The organism is Bacillus sp. EB106-04-04-XG123 (genome assembly GCF_058791855.1).
This window is the reverse complement of the sequence record NZ_JBYTDZ010000003.1, coordinates 420035-444238: the sequence shown is the minus strand read 5'-3', so window position 1 is coordinate 444238 and position 24204 is coordinate 420035. Positions and strand designations below refer to the sequence as shown.

The 24204-nt window shown below is 42.0% G+C and carries 24 protein-coding genes; 21 read left to right on the top strand and 3 right to left on the bottom strand.

What is annotated here, in order from left to right; genetic code table 11:
- Positions 1–18: 18 nt before the first annotated feature.
- Complete coding sequence (locus tag AC3WTB_RS12835; RefSeq protein WP_058839053.1) at positions 19–588, top strand: ComE operon protein 2; 570 nt, start codon at positions 19–21, stop codon at positions 586–588.
- A complete protein-coding gene (locus tag AC3WTB_RS12830) occupies positions 581–2908 on the top strand; it encodes a DNA internalization-related competence protein ComEC/Rec2 (RefSeq protein WP_330545456.1) in 2328 nt (775 codons plus the stop codon). Before AC3WTB_RS12835 ends, AC3WTB_RS12830 begins: the two co-directional genes overlap by 8 nt.
- Positions 2909–2947: 39 nt before the next feature.
- On the opposite strand, the gene AC3WTB_RS12825 is transcribed toward AC3WTB_RS12830, so the two are convergent.
- Positions 2948–3082: a YqzM family protein gene (locus AC3WTB_RS12825; RefSeq protein ID WP_012010638.1), complete on the bottom strand. Its 135-nt coding sequence runs from the start codon at positions 3080–3082 to the stop codon at positions 2948–2950.
- Between the two features lie 237 nt (positions 3083–3319).
- Between AC3WTB_RS12825 and holA the strand changes: the two genes are divergently transcribed.
- Entirely contained in the window at positions 3320–4339 is a 1020-nt protein-coding gene (gene holA, locus AC3WTB_RS12820; RefSeq protein WP_047201921.1) for a DNA polymerase III subunit delta, read from the top strand.
- A gap of 133 nt (positions 4340–4472) precedes the next feature.
- Here holA and rpsT read toward each other — a convergent pair whose 3' ends face one another.
- On the bottom strand, positions 4473–4739 hold the full coding sequence (rpsT, locus tag AC3WTB_RS12815; protein WP_024423042.1) for a 30S ribosomal protein S20: 267 nt from the start codon (positions 4737–4739) through the stop codon (positions 4473–4475).
- 198 nt (positions 4740–4937) lie between these two features.
- Between rpsT and gpr the strand changes: the two genes are divergently transcribed.
- The 12 genes from gpr (at position 4938) to mtaB (ending at position 18913) form a co-directional block, all read left to right on the top strand.
- A complete protein-coding gene (gpr, locus tag AC3WTB_RS12810) occupies positions 4938–6053 on the top strand; it encodes a GPR endopeptidase (protein ID WP_144494441.1) in 1116 nt (371 codons plus the stop codon).
- Between the two features lie 66 nt (positions 6054–6119).
- Positions 6120–7328: a stage II sporulation protein P gene (locus AC3WTB_RS12805; RefSeq protein ID WP_107163341.1), complete on the top strand. Its 1209-nt coding sequence runs from the start codon at positions 6120–6122 to the stop codon at positions 7326–7328.
- A 13-nt stretch (positions 7329–7341) separates the two neighbouring features.
- Entirely contained in the window at positions 7342–7674 is a 333-nt protein-coding gene (locus AC3WTB_RS12800) for a YqxA family protein (RefSeq protein ID WP_058839057.1), read from the top strand.
- Between the two features lie 141 nt (positions 7675–7815).
- Entirely contained in the window at positions 7816–9654 is a 1839-nt protein-coding gene (lepA, locus tag AC3WTB_RS12795) for a translation elongation factor 4 (protein WP_024423038.1), read from the top strand.
- Between the two features lie 113 nt (positions 9655–9767).
- Complete coding sequence (gene hemW, locus AC3WTB_RS12790; RefSeq protein ID WP_106025014.1) at positions 9768–10907, top strand: radical SAM family heme chaperone HemW; 1140 nt, start codon at positions 9768–9770, stop codon at positions 10905–10907.
- An 81-nt stretch (positions 10908–10988) separates the two neighbouring features.
- Positions 10989–12020: a heat-inducible transcriptional repressor HrcA gene (gene hrcA / locus AC3WTB_RS12785; protein WP_003217350.1), complete on the top strand. Its 1032-nt coding sequence runs from the start codon at positions 10989–10991 to the stop codon at positions 12018–12020.
- Positions 12021–12083: 63 nt separating this feature from the next.
- Positions 12084–12641, top strand: a complete 558-nt coding sequence (gene grpE / locus AC3WTB_RS12780; protein ID WP_058839059.1) for a nucleotide exchange factor GrpE — start codon at positions 12084–12086, stop codon at positions 12639–12641.
- 24 nt (positions 12642–12665) lie between these two features.
- A complete protein-coding gene (gene dnaK / locus AC3WTB_RS12775; RefSeq protein ID WP_048238923.1) occupies positions 12666–14504 on the top strand; it encodes a molecular chaperone DnaK in 1839 nt (612 codons plus the stop codon).
- Between the two features lie 165 nt (positions 14505–14669).
- Entirely contained in the window at positions 14670–15803 is a 1134-nt protein-coding gene (gene dnaJ / locus AC3WTB_RS12770) for a molecular chaperone DnaJ (RefSeq protein ID WP_024427952.1), read from the top strand.
- Positions 15804–15825: 22 nt separating this feature from the next.
- Positions 15826–16761: a 50S ribosomal protein L11 methyltransferase gene (prmA, locus tag AC3WTB_RS12765; RefSeq protein ID WP_024423032.1), complete on the top strand. Its 936-nt coding sequence runs from the start codon at positions 15826–15828 to the stop codon at positions 16759–16761.
- 23 nt (positions 16762–16784) lie between these two features.
- On the top strand, positions 16785–17555 hold the full coding sequence (locus AC3WTB_RS12760; protein WP_377970113.1) for a 16S rRNA (uracil(1498)-N(3))-methyltransferase: 771 nt from the start codon (positions 16785–16787) through the stop codon (positions 17553–17555).
- The gene (mtaB, locus tag AC3WTB_RS12755) at positions 17555–18913 is read left to right on the top strand and encodes a tRNA (N(6)-L-threonylcarbamoyladenosine(37)-C(2))-methylthiotransferase MtaB (protein WP_024423030.1); all 1359 of its coding nucleotides are present in this window, start codon (positions 17555–17557) and stop codon (positions 18911–18913) included. The genes AC3WTB_RS12760 and mtaB overlap by 1 nt, the downstream gene beginning before the upstream one ends.
- A gap of 41 nt (positions 18914–18954) precedes the next feature.
- Here the strand turns inward: mtaB and AC3WTB_RS12750 are convergent, their stop codons facing one another.
- A complete protein-coding gene (locus AC3WTB_RS12750; RefSeq protein WP_492333791.1) occupies positions 18955–19884 on the bottom strand; it encodes a Na/Pi symporter in 930 nt (309 codons plus the stop codon).
- Positions 19885–20066: 182 nt separating this feature from the next.
- On the opposite strand from AC3WTB_RS12750, the gene rpsU reads away from it, so the two are divergent.
- The 6 genes from rpsU (at position 20067) to yqfC (ending at position 24193) form a co-directional block, all read left to right on the top strand.
- A complete protein-coding gene (gene rpsU, locus AC3WTB_RS12745) occupies positions 20067–20240 on the top strand; it encodes a 30S ribosomal protein S21 (protein WP_003152957.1) in 174 nt (57 codons plus the stop codon).
- A gap of 14 nt (positions 20241–20254) precedes the next feature.
- On the top strand, positions 20255–20704 hold the full coding sequence (locus tag AC3WTB_RS12740) for a GatB/YqeY domain-containing protein (protein ID WP_492333790.1): 450 nt from the start codon (positions 20255–20257) through the stop codon (positions 20702–20704).
- Positions 20705–20845: 141 nt separating this feature from the next.
- On the top strand, positions 20846–22159 hold the full coding sequence (locus tag AC3WTB_RS12735; RefSeq protein WP_492333789.1) for an NfeD family protein: 1314 nt from the start codon (positions 20846–20848) through the stop codon (positions 22157–22159).
- A 27-nt stretch (positions 22160–22186) separates the two neighbouring features.
- Positions 22187–23179, top strand: a complete 993-nt coding sequence (gene floA, locus AC3WTB_RS12730; protein WP_024423026.1) for a flotillin-like protein FloA — start codon at positions 22187–22189, stop codon at positions 23177–23179.
- Positions 23180–23210: 31 nt separating this feature from the next.
- Positions 23211–23708, top strand: a complete 498-nt coding sequence (locus AC3WTB_RS12725; RefSeq protein ID WP_064497619.1) for a YqfB family membrane protein — start codon at positions 23211–23213, stop codon at positions 23706–23708.
- 203 nt (positions 23709–23911) lie between these two features.
- Positions 23912–24193, top strand: coding sequence for a sporulation protein YqfC (gene yqfC / locus AC3WTB_RS12720; protein WP_012010618.1), 282 nt, complete (start codon positions 23912–23914; stop codon positions 24191–24193).
- The last annotated feature ends 11 nt before the right edge of the window (positions 24194–24204 follow it).

Here is a 24204-nt window from a genome sequence, read left to right as displayed (position 1 = left end):
TTCTGGAGGGATCAGCTCGTGGAAAGAATTTCATGGAATCAATATTTTATGGCACAAAGCCATTTGCTTGCTTTACGAAGCACCTGTGAGCGGTTAGCTGTTGGGGCGACCATCGTAAGGGACAAGCGCATCATTGCAGGGGGGTATAATGGCTCCATTGCCGGTGATGTTCATTGTGCGGATGTAGGGTGCTATGTCATTGATCATCACTGTGTTCGCACCATCCATGCGGAAATGAATGCTATTTTACAATGTGCCAAATTTGGAGCACCTACAGCTGATGCTGAAATATATGTCACACATTTTCCTTGTTTACAGTGCTGTAAAGCCATCATTCAAGCGGGTATACGGACAGTGTACTATGCAAAGGATTATAAAAATCATCCATATGCCGTTGATTTATTCGAGCAGGCGGGTGTTCAAACGGAGCAAGTTGAATTAGAAGAAATGATCATCGACTTAAAAAATCAAGAAAAATTGGCCTTTGTTGCAGATTTAATTGGGAAGCTGAGTGAATCAGGACTTAGCGAAACAGAAATTCGCGATATGCATGAGAAGGCGAATCAATTATTTACTTCCTATGTTTAAATATTTGCCGTTTGGGGCAATTTCAGCAGCTGTTGGAATTGCTCTGGCTGCATATCATCTTCATATATATTTCCTTCTCTTTCTTCTCATCATATTACTTCTCAGCCTACTGAAAAAAATGCCTCAGCTCTTTTTAATGGCCAGCCTATGCGGGGCTGTCTATATACTTATTTTTATGGTTCATGAGTCTCTTGAAACGGAGCTACCCGTACAAGAAAAATTCCTATCTGATTCCGTTGTGATTGAAAGCATTCCGAAAACAGATGGCAATCGTTTTTCAGCGACTGTATCGACAGACCATGAACGACTAGCCACTTTTTATACAATTCAAACAGAGCGTGAAAAAGAGGCATTAAAAGAGGTAGAACCTGGTATGAGCTGTCACATGACAGGTGATGTTCGCCCAGCAAAACACGCCACCATTCCTAACGGGTTTCAATACGATCAATTTTTAAAAACAAAAGGCATTGACGCTATTTTTCTGCCGCAGTCGATCAAAAACTGTACAAAAAAAGGCGGTTCTTCCTACTATCTTCAAGCGATGAGGCAAAAGGGTTTGACATTTTTAGAGGACCATGTGCCAAAACACTCTGTTGGCATTGTACAGGCACTTATTTTTGGCGATCGTGAGTTGATAGAACCTGACACATTAAGAGATTATCAAATGCTCGGCATTATTCATTTACTAGCGATCTCAGGACTGCATGTGCAAGCGCTTCTTGCATGTTTATTTTGGTGTCTCCTTCGTGTGGGTGTGACAAGAGAGACAGCACGTATTCTTCTATTATGCTTTCTTCCTGTTTATGCTTGTTTGACAGGTGCTGCACCATCTGTTTTAAGAGCTTGTCTCATGGCAGGAATCTATTTAGTGATGACTAGTCTGCCAAAAGAATTGAAACAGCCTTCTGCTGTGGTATTAAGTGCAACGTTTTTACTCTTATTAGCGATTCATCCTCTTTATTTATTTGATATCGGATTTCAGCTTTCCTTCGTGGTGACGTTTTTTATTTTGTTATCGACGAGGATTTTATCAAAACCAAAAAGTTCGGTCATGCAATTATTCCTGATTTCCTTTATTGCACAGCTTGCTTCGCTCCCTGTTCTTTTATATCATTTTCATCAATTCTCTTTACTGAGCGTTCCTTTGAACATGATATTTGTTCCTTTTTTTACGACGATCGTCATGCCATTATCCTTACTCTTTTTTCTTTTGACGATCGTTTATCTTCCGCTTGGACAAACATTGTTTCAACTGCTTGATTCGGTGATCCAGCTTAGTCATCAATTGTCAGCCTATATGGCTGATTTTGATGGATTCAACTTGATTTTTATGAAGTCAACTTGGTGGCATATTGTTCTTGAGGTGAGTGCCTTAATTGTTCTGTTAGTTGTGATGGAGTGCAAAACGTCTGTGAAGTCCTATGCTGTGCCGCTCCTTTTTCTCATTGGTGTCTTGAGTGTTCACTATTTCACCCCGAATTTTTTCGAAAAAGGGGAAGTGACGATGCTGGATGTAGGACAGGGGGATAGTTTGTTTATTCAGCTGCCCTATCGAAAGGGGCACCTGCTTGTGGACACGGGAGGCAGACTTTCTTTTGAAGAAGAACCGTGGAAAAAAAGACGAAAAGTGTCTACGATCGGTGATCAAACGCTGATCCCGTTTTTGCATTCTAAAGGAATAGCGAAACTTGATGTCCTTATTCTGACGCATGCGGATCAAGACCATATGGGAGAAGCAGTTCGTTTAATCAAGGGAAATAAAGTAAAGCGGCTGGCCATTCCAAAAGGCTTTGCACGGAGTCCAGAGGATGCGGAGCTGTTAAAAGAAGCAGCTGATCAAGGGATCATGATTGATGAATTAGAGAGAGGAGATCAGCTTCAGATTGGAGAGCAAATATTTGACGTTCTTCATCCGTCTCGTGATCGAGTGACAACTAAGAATAATGATTCACTCGTTTTGACATGTACTCTAGGCGGGAAGCGGTTTATGCTCACTGGAGATCTTGAACAAGAAGGGGAGCGAGACATTATAGAAGCCTTTCCTCATCTGCGGGCAGATATCTTAAAGGTTGGACATCACGGGAGTAAAGGGTCGACAAGCGAAGAATGGCTTCAGCATCTCAAGCCCTCACATGCACTCATTTCAGCAGGTGAACGCAATCGTTATCAGCATCCACATCAGGAAGTTTTGAAAAAATTAAAGGATCAGCAAATGAAGGTGTATCGTACAGATACCGACGGGAGTGTGACGTATGAATTTCTCGATGAGGAAGGAACGTTTTACACTCACCCTCCATATGATATCTTACAAACTCAATAAAAAAACTGCCAAAACGGCAGTCGTGTAACCTTCATGAAGTTAAGATCCAACGAGGTGTATAATAGTTGCCAAAATAAACATTGAGGCGAAAAATCCGAATGTGACGATAAAACCAACGGCTGAGTCGGTCACATCATTCCGCTTGCTTTGAACATTTTTTTCAAATTCATTCATTTTCATCCCTCCTGGCTAATTTTAGTATACTTGAACTCATTTGGAATTGCTAGAAGGTAAAGTAACCGTTTTCCATTTTCATGATCATTTTATGAATATCGTCTGACAGCAGGCTGACCCGGGAGCTTGCGCCGGACGTTTACTATAAATGAGGAGGCGGCACTTTCAGCTTCCTCTTTACTAATGTCTTCACACACTTTAGGATAGAGGAGGAAGTGAAAGAGAGGGATTCAATTGATGGTCTTTGATGTATGGAACAATTTAAAACGAGGGGATATCCATCCCGTTTATTGCTTATATGGGAAAGAAACATATTTACTGCAAGAAACCGCCGCTAAATTGAGACAAGCTGTAGTAGACGAGGAAACGAAAGATTTTAATTACTCCATCTTCGATATGGAAGAGGTGCCGCTTGAACAGGCTGTGACGGATGCAGAAACATTTCCGTTTATGGGAGAACGACGTCTCGTCGTGATCAAGAATCCTTATTTTCTTACAGCTGAGAAGAAAAAGGAAAAGATCGAGCATGAGCTTTCTGTATTAGAAGCTTATTTAGAAAAGCCAGCGCCCTATACCATTCTCGTGTTATTAGCACCGTATGAAAAGCTGGATGAGCGTAAAAAAATCACCAAATTGCTAAAAAAGAAAGCTGCTGTTGTTGAGGCGAAAGAATTAAACCCAAAAGAAACAACTGATTTCACCATCACACTGGTGAAGACAGAAGGAAAGATGATTACATCTGAAGCGGCTGAGCAGCTTGTGATGTTATGCGGCGGAAGTCTATCCTCTCTATTCCAAGAGGTTCGGAAGCTAAGTACATATATTGGAGAGCGGGAAGAAATTGAGTTAGCAGATGTCAATCAGCTCGTTGCAAGAAGCTTGGAGCAAAATATTTTCGAGCTGATTAATCAAATCGTAAACAGACGCCGCTCTGAGGCCATGCAGATGTTTTATGACCTCTTGAAGCAAAATGAGGAACCCATTAAAATATTAGCACTTATTTCAACTCAATTTCGATTGATTTTGCAGACGAAGTATTTCGCTCAGCAAGGATATGGACAAAAACAAATTGCTTCAAATCTAAAAGTCCACCCATTCCGGGTCAAACTTGCCATGGATCAGGCAAGACTGTTTTCAGAAGAAGAGCTCAAGCAGATCGTCAAAGAGCTTTCAACGATTGATTATGAAATGAAAACGGGTAAAAAGGACAAGCAGCTGCTGTTAGAATTGTTCCTGCTTCGATTGTTAGGCGCTTGAACATAAAAAAACGACCTTCTAAAAAGAGGGTCGTTTTTGTTTAGATGTATAATTGCCAGTCTGTCCTTAGGCTCGGCCGGTCAGGACGGACGTACAGTTAAACAGGTGCCTCATTACTGAGGCGTTGCAAGCATTATGCAGAAAGTCCGTTTACTTGTTTAGCAAGTCTTGATTTGTAACGCGCAGCTGCGTTTTTGTGTACAAGACCAGTTTTAACGGCTTTGTCAATGCGTTTTGCAGCAGAAGCAAGAGCAGCTTTTGCTTGCTCAGCATCGTTGTTAGCTACAGAAACTTCAACTTGTTTAATCGCAGTACGCATCGCAGACTTGATTGTTACGTTATGTGCACGGCGTTCGTTATTCGTTTTTGTACGTTTGATCGCTGATTTAATATTTGGCATGTGTTTCACCTCCTAAGATACAACCTAAACACAATTGTCTTAAGGTTAAATCTTCACAATAGAACAAATTGTATTCTATCAAACACACCTTTAGAATGCAATATAAATGTAAAGTATTTTTCATTGATGACGTGCTCGAATGTTTCTTTCAAGAGATGGAAAGACTACTGTTAATTACTTGGTGGAAGGAGTCTTTTTATGGAGAAACAGAAGCTCGATTTAAGCGTTTATCAAATCCGGACAGACCTCGCTGTTGAAACAAAAGAGATACTAGAACAAGAGAACGATCCGAATGTCGTCAAAAAGGACGGGATCCAAGGGATCGTCGAAAAGGAAAAAGATGAGCAAGGCATCCGTATCCGTACTGTAGAAATCACGAAAGAAGGGGAGGAGCTGACTGGCAAAAAGGCAGGGACCTACTTGACGTTTGAAGCGCAAGGCATTCGGGAGAAAGACTCTGAAATGCAAGAAAAAGTCGTCCAAGTCTTTGCCCGTCATTTTGCTCAGTTTTTAAAAGACAGAGGCATTCAGGCAGATGCGAGCTGCCTTGTAGTAGGACTGGGAAACTGGAATGTCACGCCAGATGCACTAGGTCCTCTCACAGTCGAAAACCTGCTTGTGACCCGTCATCTCTTTGAATTACAGCCGGAAAATGTTCAAGAAGGCTATCGCCCAGTTTCCTCTTTGTCGCCAGGTGTGATGGGACTGACCGGTATTGAAACAAGTGACATTATCCAAGGTGTGATTGAGCGGTCTAAGCCTGATTTTGTCATTGCTGTCGACGCCCTTGCTGCTCGTGCGGTGGAACGAGTGAATACAACCATTCAAATTTCTGATACAGGTATCCATCCCGGTTCTGGTGTAGGGAATAAGCGAAAAGAATTAAGTGAAGAAACATTAGGTATCCCAGTGATTGCAATTGGCGTTCCGACAGTGGTGGATGCAGTAACGATTGCTAGTGACACAATTGATTATGTCTTAAAGCATTTTGGTAGAGAACTAAAAGATGATAGACCATCCCGCTCTCTTGTGCCGGCTGGTTTGACATTCGGGAAGAAAAAAGTGCTTAACGAAGAAGACTTGCCAGATGAGGAAACACGTCAATCATTCTTAGGCATCGTAGGAACCCTTCCAGAAGAAGAGAAAAGGCAGCTAATCCATGAAGTGCTTGCGCCGCTCGGACAAAATTTAATGGTCACGCCTAAAGAAGTCGATACATTCATTGATGATATGGCAAACGTACTTGCCAACGGATTAAACACAGCGCTTCATCAAAAAATCACTCAAGATAACAAGGGTTCATATAATCATTAATCGGTTCTACTTTCTCTAGCTCGCTCATAGTGTAATTACTAGAAAGCGTGCTGGAGGGAGTAAATCATGAAAAAAAGACCCCGCCGTCCTCGACAGTTGGTCGTTGCGATTAATGGAACGAAAGTAGTCAAAAGTATTTTCTTATTTATTGCCGCTCTTGTTGTGGTGTTTGTGATGTCAGGGGCTTTAACATCTTTAAAACCTGAGCTGAGGCCGCAAGCCTCGTTATATGGTGTAGCAGATGAGCTCTCTGGCGCATTTTTTGCCACATTAATGGGCATGGAAAACCAATATTTCGCCTCAGCAGTTCCAGAAGCTCAAAAAGGATTTCATTTCTCTGGGCTGTCACTGAAGCTTGCAACCAGTATTAATTTAGAAGACCCGCGCAGTTTTCTAGGAAGAGAACTTCCAGGCTTTGAACATTTTGATACAAAAATCATCTTAGCGGGTGAAGGCACAGACTATACCAACATGCCAATGGAATCGCCGCCTCCGAGTGAAGTGATCCAAGATGAAAAAGAAGCAAATTTAGCTGAACTGGACAAGCTGGATGAAGATGGGCCGAAAAAGCCTGCCAAAGAACCGGACCGGTCAACAGGAAAACGAAAAGCTGTGTACATTTATCACACACATAATACGGAATCATATTTACCATTTTTAAAAGGAGAAACGAACCCAAATAATGCACGGCACTCAAAAGTGAATGTTACCCTTGTCGGCGACATGTTTGGAAAGGCGCTTGATCAGCAAGGAATCGGCAATACAGTCGACAAAACGGAAATTGAAAAAAGACTCGTGAAAAAAGGATTAAAGTATCCGCAGTCTTATAATGAATCAAGATTGGTCGTGAAAGAAGCCTTAGCGAAAAATGATGACCTCGATTATTTAATTGATATTCACCGGGACTCAAGAAGAAAGAAAGATACGACTGTCGAAATCAAAGGGAAGAAATATGCGAGAATTGCGTTTGTTGTTGGGAAGAAGAATCAAAGCTATGAGAAAAACTTAAAGCTTGCGACAGAGTTCCACCATTTGATGGAGAAAAAATATAAAGGTCTTAGTGTCGGCGTGTTTGCCAAAGGAGAAATTGGCGATAATGGAATCTATAATCAAGATTTATCTGACAAAGCCCTTCTTTTAGAATTTGGCGGAGTAGATAATAATATGGAAGAATTAAGAAATGCATCCAATGCAGCAGCTGATGTATTCAGCGACATTTTCTGGGACGCGGAAAAGGTGGACGGCAAAGCAAAGGATGAGAAAAAACGCTCTTAAGGTGGTGACGGGTATGGGCTCATTTATTGGAAAAACCATTATTTTAGGATTGGTCTTGCTGTTTGGTGTCTTTTTAGGAATGCAGCAAGCGAATAATGGCATGCTGCAAATGAAGGGCTACCATGATCCGCAATTAAAAGGAGCTTTCTCCATTCAAATGAACGACGATGAAGAAAAGGAAGCTTCTATCTTAGGAACGGCTGTTACAGAAAAGGATCTTGCCGAAAAACAAAAGCAGCTCGAGGAAATAGAAGGCTTTAATGCCTTTTCCAAAGCAGGAAAAGCCCTGTCTGATGGTATGACAAATGCAGCCCGTTCTCTTTATGATTGGGTGAATGGGAAATAAACGAATTTCATGAGATATCACCCTTTTAATCAAAGCCGCTGACCGATAAGCGGCTTTTCTTGATTTCGATTGAATCTTTACAGCCCTATTGATATAATCTAACCTAGCGCAACCCGCGTTTTATAGTAGGAGTGATAGATTGTGACAGATAAAGAAAAACGATTAGAACGGCAATCAAGAATTCGAAATTTCTCCATTATCGCCCATATTGACCATGGGAAATCCACATTGGCGGACCGTATTTTGGAAAAAACAGCGGCGATTACTCAACGGGAAATGAAAGAACAATTACTTGATTCCATGGATTTAGAGCGTGAACGCGGCATAACGATTAAACTAAACTCTGTCCAGCTGAAGTATAAGGCGAAGGATGGAGAAGAATATATCATGCACCTGATTGATACACCAGGGCATGTCGACTTCACCTATGAGGTATCTCGAAGCCTAGCTGCCTGTGAGGGTGCGATTCTCGTAGTAGATGCAGCACAAGGAATTGAAGCACAGACACTTGCGAACGTTTATTTAGCTCTTGATAACAACTTAGAAATTCTTCCGATTATCAATAAAATCGATCTGCCGAGTGCAGAGCCTGAGCGTGTAAGAGAAGAAATTGAAGATGTCATCGGGTTGGATGCGTCTGAAGCTGTTCTCACCTCTGCTAAGGCGGGTATTGGAATCGAGGATATTTTAGAACAAATCGTTGAAAAGGTGCCGGCACCTGCTGGAGATCCAGAAGCACCACTTCAAGCCCTTATTTTTGATTCTCTTTACGATGCGTATCGCGGCGTTATTGCGTACATACGAATTGTTGAAGGAACCGTCAGACCTGGTCAGAAAATTAAAATGATGGCGACGGGGAAAGAATTTGAAGTCCTTGAAGTCGGCGTATTCACACCAAAAGCCATGCCAACAGACGAACTAACTGTTGGGGATGTTGGCTACTTAACAGCTGCGATTAAAAATGTCGGTGATACACGTGTAGGGGATACGATCACAAGTGCGGAAAACCCTGCGAAAGAAGCGCTGCCAGGATACAGAAAGCTAAACCCAATGGTATACTGCGGACTTTATCCGATTGATACAGCGAAATACAATGACTTACGTGAAGCGTTAGAAAAGCTTGAATTAAATGATTCTTCACTTCAATATGAGGCAGAGACATCCCAAGCACTTGGCTTCGGTTTCCGCTGCGGCTTCCTTGGAATGCTTCATATGGAAATCATCCAAGAACGGATTGAACGTGAATTTAAAATTGATCTGATTACGACAGCGCCAAGTGTTATTTATGATGTATATATGACAGATGGAGAAAAAATCGTCGTAGATAACCCGTCCAATCTGCCTGATCCGCAAAAGATTGAGCGAATTGAAGAACCATATGTAAAAGCAACAATGATGGTGCCGAACGATTATGTAGGCTCTGTGATGGAGCTTTGCCAAGGAAAGCGCGGAAATTTCATTGATATGCAGTATCTTGATGCGAACCGCGTGAGCATTGTGTACGAAATTCCTTTGGCAGAGATCGTATATGAATTCTTTGATCAGCTAAAGTCCAACACAAAAGGCTATGCGTCCTTTGATTATGAGCTGATTGGCTATCGTCCATCGACATTAGTGAAGATGGATATCATGCTGAATGGCGAAAAAATCGATGCCCTTTCCTTTATTGTTCACCGCGATTATGCATATGAACGAGGCAAGATCATCGTAGAAAAGCTAAAAGAACTGATTCCACGCCAGCACTTTGAAGTGCCAGTTCAAGCGGCAATCGGTCAAAAAATTGTTGCACGTTCCACCATTAAAGCGATGCGTAAAAACGTGCTTGCCAAATGTTATGGTGGAGACATTTCCCGGAAAAGAAAGCTTCTTGAGAAGCAAAAAGAAGGGAAAAAGCGCATGAAGCAAGTGGGCTCTGTTGAAGTCCCGCAAGAAGCATTTATGGCCGTGCTGAAGATGGATGACAGCACACCGAAAAAATAACACCTCAAGGCTGCTTGCTTTACAATGTCCGCCTTGACGTTTATAGTCGATAACAAACAAAGGCGCCGCAGCGATAAACTGCGGCTCTTTACCTGTAAAGAAGGTGTCATCAAATGAAAGCAGCATACATTCACATTCCATTTTGTGAGCACATTTGCCACTATTGTGATTTCAATAAATTTTTCATTAAAACGCAGCCAGTCGATGAATACTTAGCGGCTCTTGAAAAAGAGATGCAGCATACAATCGAACAAAAGGGCGAGCAGGAACTCAAGACGATTTTTATTGGCGGGGGAACCCCGACATCACTGACTGTCAGCCAGCTAGACAAGCTCATGAACAGCATTCACCGTGTATTAAAGCCGACAAAAAACCTGATTGAATTTGCAGTGGAAGCGAACCCAGATGAATTATCACTCGAGAAGCTGCATGTGTTAAAAGAAGCCGGTGTCAATCGGCTGAGTTTTGGTGTTCAAACTTTTGAAGACGATTTGCTCAAAAAAATCGGACGAGTTCATCAAAAAAAGGATGTCCTTACGTCCTTTGAGCGAGCTCGAGCGGTTGGATTTGACAATATTAGCCTCGATCTCATGTTTGGCTTGCCGCATCAAGAAAAGCATCATGTGATGAATTCACTTGAGACGGCTTTCTCGCTGGGGGCAGAGCATTATTCGGTTTACTCACTCATCGTCGAGCCGAAAACCGTTTTTTACAACTTAATGCAAAAGGGAAAACTTCATTTACCGCCGCAAGAACGTGAGGCTGAAATGTATGAGCTTGTGATGGATGAAATGGAGCGCCATGGATTAAAGCAGTACGAAATTAGCAATTACGCCAAACCTGGCTTTGAAAGCCAGCATAACCTGACCTATTGGAGCAATGAAGATTACTTCGGTTTTGGTGCAGGCGCACACGGGTATGTAGATGGCGTCCGAAATGTGAACGCAGGGCCGGTGAAACATTATTTGGAGCTGATTGACCAAACAGGGTTCCCGTATAAGGAAACACATCAGGTCACAAAAGCAGAGCAAATTGAAGAAGAAATGTTTTTAGGTCTTCGAAAGATCGAAGGAGTGAAAAGTGCTGATTTCCAAGCAAAATATGGTACTGCACCAGAAGCACTTTTTCCCACTGTTCTTGAAGAATTAGAAGAAAAAGGCCTCATTGTAAAAGATGACATTGGGATCCGTTTAACAAGAAAAGGAAAATTGTTAGGGAATGAAGTATTTCAAGCGTTTCTCGGTGAGTTATAATTGACATTTTAATTTGAGTTTGGTAATTTTGTTTATACAATTAGCACTCGTTGAAAGAGAGTGCTAACAGGGGTGATGATGATGTTAACAAATCGTCAGCTTTTGATTCTGCAAGTCATCATTAATGACTTTATTCGTTCGGCGCAGCCAGTTGGATCAAGGACTCTTTCTAAAAAAGAAGACATTACATTCAGCTCTGCGACGATTAGAAACGAAATGGCTGATTTGGAGGAACTTGGTTTTATTGAAAAGACCCATTCTTCATCAGGAAGAATTCCTTCCGAAAAAGGATATCGTTATTATGTAGATCATTTGCTCTCTCCGCGAAAACTGTCGTCTAAAGAGCTTGTGCTCATCCAGTCGGCCTTTCAGGAGAAAATTTTTGAGCTGGAAAAGACGGTTCAAAAATCGGCGGAAATTTTATCAGATCTCACAAACTATACATCGATTGTGCTTGGTCCAAAGCTAAGTGAAAATCGATTAAAGCAAATTCAGCTTGTCCCTGTTCAGCCGAACAAAGCAGTGGCAATCATGATTACAGACAGCGGACATGTTGAAAACAAAACCATTACCTTCTCTGAGCATCTCGATGTCTCCGATATTGAGAAGCTGATGAATATTTTAAACAGCCGCCTAGCCGGAGTCCCGATGGATCAGCTGAAGGACAGAATGTATAAAGAAGTTGTGATGCTTCTTCGCACGCATTTAAAAGATTATGATCATATTTTAGATGCGCTCGGCAATACATTTACATCGACTCAAAATGAATCAAAACTTTTCTTTGGCGGGAAGATTAATATGTTGAATCAGCCAGAGTTTCATGACATTGACCGCATTCGTTCACTCATGATGCTTATTGAGCAAAAGAATGATGTCATGCAGCTGTTTCATCCAAATCAGCAAGGAATCACCATTAAAATCGGTTCAGAAAACAATTTGGAAGCGATGGAGAACTGTAGCTTAATCACAGCCACTTATTCGATTGATCAAAAATCACTCGGCTCCATTGCTGTCATCGGTCCAACCCGTATGGATTATGGCAGGGTTGTCAGTCTCTTGCATCATGTATCAAAAGACTTGTCAAACGCACTTTCCAATTTGTATGATGAGTAGGGTGATAAAAGATAGGGGCATAGCCCCTTCGTATTTTTGAATCTTTTGAGGGAGGTGAACACAATGTCAGAAGAAAAACAGACACCTGAGCAAGAAGCAGAGGTTGAAGCACAAGAAGAAGCAGTTCAAGCAGATAATGAGGAAGTAACACATGATGAACAGTCTGCCTTCCAAGAAAAAATCGATGAATTGCAACAGCTTCTAGATGAAAAAGAAAACAAAATTCTGCGTGTTCAAGCAGATTTTGAAAACTATAAACGCCGTGCTCGAACTGAAGTGGAGACCGTGCAAAAATATCGTTCTCAACATGTTGTCAGTGATCTTCTCCCAGCTCTCGATAACTTTGAAAGAGCGCTTGGAATTGATCCAGACAATGAGCAGACGAAAAGTTTGTTAGAAGGAATGCAAATGGTTTACCGCCAGCTGGTAGAAGCGTTGAAAAATGAAGGCGTTGAACCAATTGAAGCTGTCGGCAAAGAGTTCGATCCAAACCTTCATCAAGCCGTCATGCAAGTTGAAGATGAAAATTATGATTCAAATATCGTTGTAGAAGAATTGCAAAAGGGCTATAAACTCAAAGATCGAGTTATTCGTCCATCAATGGTAAAAGTAAATCAATAACTACATAATGGGAGGTCATCGAATATGAGTAAAATCATTGGGATTGACTTAGGAACAACAAACTCATGTGTTGCAGTACTTGAAGGCGGCGAGCCAAAAGTCATTGCAAACGCTGAAGGAGCACGTACAACACCATCTGTTGTCGCTTTTAAAAACGGAGAGCGCCAAGTGGGTGAAGTAGCAAAACGTCAATCAATTACAAACCCAAACACAATCATGTCTGTTAAAAGACATATGGGTACAGATTATAAAGTAGAAGTTGAAGGCAAGAACTATACACCGCAGGAAATCTCTGCAATCATTCTTCAACACCTTAAATCTTACGCTGAAGGCTATCTTGGCGAAGAAGTAACAAAAGCAGTTATCACTGTTCCTGCTTACTTCAACGATGCAGAACGTCAAGCAACAAAAGATGCTGGTAAAATTGCCGGTCTTGAAGTAGAACGTATCATCAACGAACCAACAGCAGCTGCACTTGCGTATGGTTTAGATAAAACAGATGAAGATCAAACGATCCTTGTATACGACCTTGGCGGCGGTACATTTGACGTGTCAGTTCTTGAACTTGGAGACGGCGTCTTTGAAGTGCGCTCAACTGCTGGGGACAACCGTCTAGGTGGAGACGATTTTGACCAAGTCATCATTGATCACCTAGTGGCAGAATTCAAAAAAGAAAATGGCATTGATCTTTCTAAAGATAAAATGGCGCTTCAGCGTTTAAAAGATGCTGCTGAAAAAGCGAAAAAAGATCTTTCAGGTGTATCTTCTACACAAATTTCACTGCCATTTATCACAGCTGGAGAAGCAGGACCTCTTCACCTTGAATTAACGTTAACGCGTGCTAAATTCGAAGAGCTTTCTGCAGATCTTGTAGAGCGTACAATGACACCAGTACGTCAATCACTAAAAGATGCTGGTTTATCTGCTAGCGAGATTGATAAAGTCATCCTTGTAGGTGGATCAACTCGTATTCCTGCAGTACAAGAAGCAATCAAAAAAGAAACAGGCAAAGAGCCTCATAAAGGTGTAAACCCTGATGAAGTTGTTGCACTTGGTGCAGCGATCCAAGGTGGAGTGATCACAGGAGATGTCAAAGACGTTGTTCTTCTCGACGTAACACCACTTTCTTTAGGAATTGAAACAATGGGCGGCGTGTTCACGAAGCTGATTGAACGTAATACAACAATTCCAACAAGTAAATCTCAAGTATTCTCAACGGCTGCTGACAACCAAACAGCTGTAGATATCCATGTCTTGCAAGGTGAGCGCCCAATGGCTGCAGATAACAAAACATTAGGCCGCTTCCAATTGACTGATATCCCGCCAGCACCACGCGGCGTACCACAAATTGAAGTATCATTTGATATCGATAAAAACGGTATTGTCAACGTACGTGCGAAAGATATGGGTACAGGCAAAGAGCAAAACATCACAATCAAATCTTCTTCAGGTCTTTCTGATGATGAGATCGAAAAAATGGTTAAAGAAGCAGAAGAAAATGCTGAAGCAGATGCGAAGAAAAAAGAAGAAATCGAAGTGCGCAACGAAGCAGATCAATTAGTGTTTACAACTGAAAAAACATTAAAAGATCTAGAAGGCAAAATCGATGAAGAGCAAGTGAAAAAAGCAAACGACGCGAAAGATGCACTAAAAGCTGCGATCGAAAAAGGCGAGTTTGAAGACATCAAAGCGAAAAAAGATGAGCTGCAAACAATCGTTCAAGAATTAACGACAAAGCTCTATGAAGAAGCTGCAAAACAAGCACAAGCTCAGCAAGAAGGCGCTGAAGGTGCTCAAAAAGCAGATGACAATGTAGTGGATGCAGAATACGAAGAAGTAAACGACGATCAAGAGAAAAAATAATCACCTTTACTTTTGAAAAAGACTGCTGAAACGTACTCGTCAGAAAGTCAAAGTCAGGATCTCTTGGCTTTGACTTTTTTTCTTTTCAACGATGAAAGGAATTGAAAAAAGTTAAATCAAAATGATACAATCGTATTTATGTGAGAAAATCGGGAGTGTGAAGAGATGAGTAAGCGTGATTACTATGAAGTGCTTGGCGTAAGTAAGAGCGCCTCAAAGGACGAAATCAAAAAGGCATACCGCAAGCTTTCAAAAAAGTATCACCCTGATATTAATAAAGAAGCTGGCTCAGATGAGAAATTCAAAGAAGTAAAAGAAGCCTATGAAACCCTTTCTGATGATCAAAAGCGTTCGCATTATGACCAGTTCGGTCATACCGATCCAAACCAAGGCTTTGGCGGTGGCGGTTTTGGTGGAGGAGGAGACTTTGGCGGCTTCGGCGGCTTTGATGACATCTTCTCTAGTATTTTTGGCGGCGGAGCGAGAAGAAGAGATCCAAATGCACCACGCCAAGGAGCGGACCTGCAATATACAATGACGCTTTCATTCGAAGAAGCGGCATTTGGAAAAGAAGCAACCATTGAAATCCCTCGTGAAGAATCTTGTGAAACATGTCATGGATCAGGTGCAAAGCCTGGTACGCAGGCGAAAACCTGTTCACATTGCGGAGGATCTGGTCAATTAAATGTTGAGCAATCCACTCCGTTTGGTAAAGTGGTCAACCGCAGAGTATGTAACTACTGCAGCGGAACAGGGAAACAAATTGATCATAAATGTTCAACATGCGGCGGATCTGGCAAAGTGCGTAAGCGTAAGAAAATTAACGTGACGATCCCTGCAGGTGTTGATGATGGTCAGCAGCTCAGAGTATCTGGTCAAGGTGAACCAGGTGTAAATGGAGGACCTCCAGGCGATCTATTCGTTGTATTCCATGTGCGTGCGCATGAATTCTTCGAACGTGATGGAGATGACATTTACTGCGAGATGCCGCTCACCTTTGCCCAAGCTGCATTAGGTGACGAAATTGAAGTGCCGACATTACACGGAAAAGTAAAATTAAAAGTTCCTGCTGGCACTCAAACTGGCACGAAGTTTAGACTTAAAGGAAAAGGTGTGAAAAATGTACGCGGCTACGGCCAAGGCGATCAGCATATTGTTGTACGTGTCGTCACACCGACAAATTTAACAGACAATCAAAAAGATATCATTAGAAAATTTGCTGAAGTGAGCGGAAATAAACCGGACGAACAAGAAATGAGCTTTTTCGATAAGGTAAAACGCGCATTTAAAGGCGAGTAAGACGGATAAGGAGTTGGTAGTATTGAAGTGGTCAGAAATTAGCGTCCATACAACAAATGAAGCGGTGGAACCGATCACCAATATTTTGCATGAAGCAGGTGCAAGTGGTGTCGTGATTGAGGACCCGCTTGATTTAGTCAAGGAACGTGAAAATGTATACGGTGAGATCTACCAGCTCGATCCGAATGACTATCCGGATGAAGGTGTCATTGTCAAAGCCTATCTTCCAATGAACAGCTTTTTGATGGAAACGGTAGATGAGATCAAAGAAGCCATCAACAATCTTCTTCTATACGATATTGACCTTGGACGCAATACACTGTCAATTTGTGAAGTAAATGAAGAAGAATGGGCCACCGCATGGAAGAAATACTATCATCCTGTGAAAATTTCTGAAAAATTCACCATCGTTCCAACGTGGGAAGAATATACACCGGTTCATTCTGATGAACTGATTATTGAAATGGACCCTGGAATGGCATTTGGAACAGGTACGCATCCCACAACCGTCCTTTGTATTCAGGCGCTTGAGCGCTATGTAAAGGAAAACGATACGGTGATTGATGTTGGAACAGGCTCTGGAATTTTAAGTGTGGCAGCAGCAATGCTTGGTGCAAAGGACATTCAAGCCTTTGATCTCGACACCGTTGCGGTAGAAAGTGCGAAGCAAAACATCGAACTAAATGGTGTAAGTGACCAAGTGACGGTTAAACAAAACAACTTGCTTGATGGGATTTCAGGTGAGCGTGATGTGATTGTCGCCAACATTCTGGCAGAAGTGATTTTGCGCTTTACAGATCAAGCCTATGACCTATTGAAGAAAGATGGCTATTTCATTACATCAGGCATCATTGGACAAAAGAAATTACAAGTCAAAACAGCATTAGAAGAAGCAGGTTTTGATATTGTTGAAGTGCTGTCAATGGAAGATTGGGTCAGCATTATAGCGAAAAAATAAAGCGAGTAGGTGTCAGGACACGTATGCAACGATATTTTATCGACCTCACGAAAGAAGAAGTGACTGCAAAGGGAGCCATCGTCATAAAAGGTGAAGATGTACACCATCTTTCCAATGTCATGCGGATGAAAGCAGGGCAGGAAATCCTTTGTTTAACGACAGACGGCTTTGAAGCGCTCAGTAAAATTGATACAATAACAAAGGAAGAAGTGATTTGTCACCTTGAAAGCTGGACAAATCAAGACAGAGAACTTCCAATTCGGGTGACGATCGCAAGCGGTCTTCCAAAAGGAGATAAGCTTGAGCTCATTATCCAAAAAGGCACAGAGCTTGGCGCAAGTGCTTTTATCCCATTTCAAGCGGCTCGTTCTATTACAAAGCTTGACCAAAAAAAGTCACATAAAAAACGAGAGCGCTGGGAGAAAATCGCGAAAGAAGCAGCAGAGCAGTCCTACCGGAATATCATTCCGCGTGTTTATTCGGTATCAACGTTTAAAGAGCTGACGCAATTAGCTGGTGAATTCGATAAATGTGTCGTTGCATACGAAGAATCATCGAAAGAAGGAGAGCAAAGCCGCTTTCAAACTGTGCTTCAACAGATGAAAAGCGGACAAACCTTGCTAGTGGTTTTTGGCCCTGAAGGCGGTTTGGCAGAAAAGGAGATTGAAGAGCTTGAAACGCTTGGTGCAGTCATTTGCGGGCTCGGACCACGCATTTTAAGAACGGAAACCGCTCCTTTATACGCGCTTTCCGCTATATCTTATCAAACAGAGTTATTAAGAGGTGAATCATGATGGGAACAGTAGCGTTCCATACACTTGGCTGTAAGGTCAACCACTATGAAACAGAGGCGATCTGGCAGCTGTTTAAAGAAGCTGGCTATGAAAGAAAAGAGTATGAATCAAAAGCAGACGTATATGTCATTAATACATGTACGGTCACGAATACAGGCGATAAGAAAAGCCGCCAAGTCATTAGAAGAGCCATTCGTCATAACCCGGATGGTGTCATTTGTGTAACCGGCTGCTATGCGCAAACATCTCCAGCAGAAATCATGGCGATTCCTGGTGTTGATATTGTGGTTGGAACACAGGACAGACATAAATTACTAGGTTATATAGAAGAATACCGCAGAGAAAGACAGCCGATCAACGGGGTTGGCAATATCATGAAAGCACGTGTGTTTGAAGAACTTGATGTTCCTGCTTTTACAGACAGAACGCGCGCTTCATTAAAAATCCAAGAAGGCTGTAACAACTTCTGTACATTCTGCATTATTCCTTGGGCACGCGGCCTTCTTCGTTCTCGCGATCCAGAAGAAGTCATCAATCAAGCGCAGCAGCTTGTTGATGCAGGCTATAAAGAAATTGTGCTTACAGGTATTCACACAGGCGGATACGGAGAAGACTTAAAGGATTATAACTTTGCGAAGCTTCTGAGAGAATTAGATGAACGTGTTATTGGCTTAAAACGAATCCGTATTTCATCTATTGAAGCTAGTCAAATTACAGATGAAGTGATTGAAGTGCTTGATCAATCAGATAAAATTGTCAGACACTTACACATCCCGCTTCAATCTGGCTCAAATACTGTGCTAAAAAGAATGCGCCGTAAATATACGATGGAATTCTTTGCAGAGCGTTTAACAAAGCTGAAAAAAGCATTGCCAGGACTTGCTGTCACCTCTGATGTAATCGTAGGATTCCCTGGGGAAACAGAAGAAGAGTTCTTGGAAACATACAATTTTGTCAAAGACCATCAATTCTCTGAGCTGCACGTCTTCCCTTACAGCAAACGTACAGGTACACCGGCTGCAAGAATGGAAGATCAAGTGGATGAAAATGTGAAAAACGAACGTGTTCACCGTTTGATCGCTCTTTCTGACCAGCTTGCGAAAGAGTATGCATCAGCATATGAAGGTGATGTGCTAGAAATTATTCCGGAAGAATCCTTCAAAGAACAAGAAGGAAACCACAATCTTTATGTTGGTTATACCGATAACTATATGAAGGTTGTATTCGAAGGGACAGAGGACATGATCGGCCGATTGGTCAAAGTGAAAATTACGAAAGCGGGTTATCCTTATAACGAAGGACAATTCGTTCGTATCAGCGATGATGTGCAGCCAGACAAAGTGAGAATGACCTCATAATAGATAAAAAACCGGCAGCCAAAAGGGCAAGCCGGTTTCTTTTATTTTGTCTGACTCGGCATGAGACACAAGATCAATGCGTGAAAAGGGCGTATGAACGGGAAGAAGAGGAGAGAGCTTGCCACATTAAACAGCAGGCTGAAATGCGCAATCTGCTGGGCGGGTGAGCTTGCGAGAAGGGCGACAACCTCTGTAATCAGAGCGAGAAACGGAAGGCATAAAAGAACACCGAGCACATTAAACACGACGTGTGCATAAGCCGTTTGACGTGCTGCGTAGCCGCCAGATATCGCAGCCATCACAGCCGTAATACATGTCCCAATATTGGACCCCAACACAAAGCTGATGCCTTCCTGAAGTGCCACAGTTCCCTCATTCATAAATCCCATTAAAATACCGATACAGACGGAGCTCGAATGAACAATCGCTGTGAAAATGGTACCCGAAAGCAGCGCTGTCCAGTCTGAATGCTGCATCATTTCAAGAAAGCGCAATGTCTCAGGCTGGCTTGTCATCATCCCTGCAATTTTTGAAAAGCCTTGAATGCAAAAAAAGATCATTCCGAGCCCAAATAAACTTTTTCCTGCATGTTTAAAAGATGTCCTGCCAAAAAGGATGCATGCAAGACCGGCTATGATCAAAACCCACATGAACACGTCCATTTTAATGGCGATAAATTCTGTCGTAAACGTGGAGCCAATATTGGTTCCAAGAATCATAGGGATTGATTTTTTAAAAGAGAGAATGCCTGTACTGACAAAGCCAATGACGATGACCATAAATGCCGAACTGCTTTGTAGAACCCCTGTAAACACAATGCTGACCAAGAATGCTTTGACCGGGTGATCTGTAAAGAGAAGAAGTGATTTCTCAATACGAGACGACGCAAGCGCCATTAATCCTTTTCTCAGCAAACCCATTGACCATAAAAAAATGAAAATAAGTGCACAAAAATAAATGATCGCCATCATAGAAAAGTCCTCCTCTTACCAATGAATATATGGACTTGTCTACCTGCTCATGACGAAAATATATTTCCAAATCACTTAGTTGACCTCACACAAGGCTTATATTATAATGTCTAGGTACATGTTTTGCATGTATATCTTTTTTTAATGCAGTCGATTGGTGTATTCGGAGGGAGGGAAAGAGAATGTCAAAAACGGTCGTTAGAAAAAACGAATCGCTTGAAGATGCTCTTCGTCGCTTTAAACGCAGTGTATCCAAAACTGGAACATTGCAAGAAGCAAGAAAGCGTGAATTTTATGAAAAGCCTAGCGTAAAGCGCAAGAAAAAGTCTGAAGCTGCTAGAAAACGTAAATTCTAAAGAGGGTGGATTTTATGAGTCTTCTTGAGCAATTAAATTCTGATATGAAGCATATGATGAAAAACCGTGAGAAAGACAAGCTTGTTGTCATTCGTATGGTAAAGGCTTCGCTGCAAAATGAAGCAATTAAGCTTAAGAAAGACAGTTTGACCGGCGATGAGGAACTAACCGTCCTTTCCCGCGAGATTAAGCAACGTAAAGACTCCCTCCATGAATTTTCGAAAGCTAATCGCTTAGATTTAGTAGATAAAGTTCAAAAAGAGATTGACATATTAGACGTTTATTTACCTGAACAGCTTTCTGAAGAAGAACTGCAAACGATCGTGAAAGAAACGATTGCTGAAACAGGTGCTTCCTCAAAGGCTGACATGGGTAAAGTGATGAGCGCTATTATGCCAAAAGTAAAAGGTAAAGCTGATGGAGCTGTCATTAACAGACTTGTCAGCGAGCAGCTGTCTCAATAAAAAAGTATCCTTCTATTGTTAGAAGGGTACTTTTTTTATGCCCTCATGATTCTGTCATATAAAAATGAAACCTATGATACATTTGTAACGTATGTAAAGGAACAGTAAAATGGAAGAAAGAGAGGAGGGATCACCAAATAGATGAAAAAAATAAAAATTTCTATTGCTCTCTTCAGTTGTTTTATAATATGCTTGTTATTAGGGGTTCAATTGACCGCGAAATCAGCAGATCAGAAAGTTCATGTTATCCCAATTGAAGATACAGTAGAAAAAGGACTTTCTAAATTCATTGAACGTTCGTTTGAGCAGGCAAAGGCGGAGCGGGCGAAGCATATTATTCTCGACATCAATACACCGGGTGGTGCAGTCGATGCAGCGCTTGAGATCGCAGATACTATTCGTGCTTCCGATATCCCAGTGACAGCGTTTGTCAAGCATAGAGCGCTTTCAGCCGGGGCCTTCATCGCGCTAAATGCCGATCAAATTTATATGACCCCGAATGGAAAGATGGGGGCTGCTGCGATCATTGATGGAGAAGGCAATGCTGCCGATCAAAAATCTGAATCTCTATGGCTTGCTGAAATGAGTGATGCTGCCGAAAAGCAGGGGCGTGATCCAAAGTATGCTCTTGCCATGGCGGATGTAGATATAGACGCAAAAGAAGCCGGTGCACCAAAAGGGGAATTGCTCACCTTTAACACAGACCGGGCGCTTCAATTCGGGTATGCAGAAGGTGAAGCAAAAAATATGGATGACTTGCTTCAGAAGCTGAAATTAACAGACGCTTCTGTTCAATACGATGAAGTGAGCTTTGCTGAAAAGGTTGCGCGTTTTCTTACGCACCCAATTGTCATTCCGATCCTTTTATCCATTGCAAGTTTAGGGTTAATTGTTGAGCTCTATTCTCCTGGCTTTGGGGTACCAGGCACCATGGGAGTGACAGCGCTTCTTCTATTCTTTTATGGTCATCTCGTGGCAGGTTTTGCAGGATATGAGACGTTGTTCCTGTTTTTAGCAGGGATTGCACTCATCATTCTGGAATTGTTTTTGCCAGGGGGAATCGTAGGTGTCATTGGACTGATCTGTGTCGTTGTCAGCTTATTTTTAGCAGCTGGAAGCTTTACAGAAATGGCGATTTCCATCTTGATTGCCACTGCTGTTTCAATCATAGCAGTTATTTTATTGACAAAGGTGTTGGGGAAACGTATGAAATTTTTTAAAAAGTTCATTTTAACCGATTCAACCAATAAGGAAAGCGGTTATGTCTCAAATGAAACAAGAGAAGATCTTGTTGGACAAATCGCAGTGACAGCAACCGCACTTCGTCCATCTGGTACGATCGTATTCGGAGATGAGCGTATTGATGTTGTGTCAGAAGGTGCATTTATCGATAAGGATGAACAAGTAAAAATTGTGAAAGCGGAAGGCTCACGCATTGTCGTGAGGAAAGTATAGATATACTGATTTTAGAGGAGGAATAAAATGGATCCATCTACTTTACTATTATTTGTGATTATCGCAGCAGGTTTGATTGTTCTTTCGATCTTTTTCACCTTTGTACCGGTGATGCTGTGGATTTCTGCCCTAGCGGCTGGCGTAAAAGTGAGCATTTTTACACTTGTAGGAATGAGACTGCGCCGAGTCATTCCAAACCGAGTGGTCAACCCGCTCATCAAAGCACATAAAGCGGGTCTTGATGTGACGATTAACCAGCTGGAGAGCCACTATCTTGCAGGTGGTAACGTGGACAGAGTTGTGAACGCATTAATTGCAGCTCAACGCGCGAATATCGAATTGAACTTTGCTCGCTGTGCAGCCATCGACCTAGCAGGACGTGATGTACTAGAAGCAGTTCAAATGAGTGTAAACCCTAAAGTCATTGAAACACCATTTATCTCTGGTGTTGCGATGGACGGGATTGAAGTCAAAGCAAAAGCACGTATTACAGTTCGTGCAAACATCGACCGTCTTGTCGGTGGTGCAGGGGAAGAAACAATTATTGCCCGTGTAGGTGAAGGGATTGTCTCCACAATCGGTTCATCAGATAATCATAAAAAGGTTCTTGAGAATCCTGATATGATTTCTCAAACGGTTCTTGGTAAAGGATTAGATTCAGGTACTGCATTTGAAATTCTCTCGATTGATATCGCAGATGTGGATATCGGTAAAAACATCGGGGCGATTCTGCAAACAGACCAAGCAGAAGCAGACAAAAACATTGCACAGGCGAAAGCAGAAGAACGCCGCGCAATGGCTGTTGCACAAGAGCAAGAGATGCGTGCGAAAGTTGAAGAAATGCGCGCGAAAGTAGTAGAAGCAGAGGCTGAAGTACCACTTGCAATGGCTGAAGCATTACGTGAAGGCAATATTGGTGTCATGGACTACATGAACATTAAAAATATCGATGCTGATACGGATATGAGAGATTCATTTGGTAAAATGACAAAAGGTCCATCTGATAATGAAAACAAATAAGCATCCTCTCACGCTTTAAGGAGGGAGCCCATTGGACATTCTATTTGAAAATCCGCTACTAATTGCGATTATCATCGGTATCATCTCTGCCGTCTTTGGGAAAATCGGCAAACAAGAGGAGAACGAAGAGAAGAATCAGCAAAAGAAGCCCGCTCCTCAGCGTAAGCCGGTGGCCCAAAAACAAACAAAGCAAACAAGTCCAGATCCAGTCGTGACGGATCAGCTGGACGATTTCGGTGATGTACATGATCATGGCGGGATGAAGAAAAAAACTTCTCAGTCCTTACAAGATCGCTATACGGCTACACTTGCCGAAATGGAAGAAAGAAAAAACGAGTTGAACAAAGAGTTTCAATCGCTTGAAAGAGAGCTGACAAGGCCAAAGGCTGCATCTGCTGAAGTGAGGCCAAAAATCATTGAGAAGCTGAACCAAGATACAATTGTTCAAGGAATGATCCTTGGAGAAGTATTTGGAGAGCCGCGCGCGAAAAAGCCGCACAGAACGATGAAACGGCCATATAAAAGATAAAGAAGAAAGTCCCCTTCAAAAAAGGGGGCTTTTTTTGTCTGATAACGATTTTTCATAAAGAAAATGCTGAAACGGCTCTTTTACGGGATTCATTAGCATGATATGAACCCCTGAGGAATAGGATGATATAGAGGCTTTCTCATCAGTCTCACCATCTTTCAGTTTGATCTCATACACATGAGGTGGGAAGGGGTTCTTATTGAATGGGAAAAAGAAAAAATCGACTTAAAGCATGGCTGACAAGAACACTTGAAATCCCTCCAGACGTGATGATGGATCTTCCCCGTATTACGATGGTTGGCAGACTCCACATTTACATAGAGAACCATAAAGGGCTTCTGCTTTTCAGTGATCAAGAGGTAAGGCTGATGCTCAAACAGGGACAATGCATTATTTCAGGGAAAGATTTTGTGATTAAAACGATTTTGCCAGAAGAGATTTTATTGGAAGGGAAAATCGATGAGGTCCGTTATATTGATTCTTAACTGACGGAGGG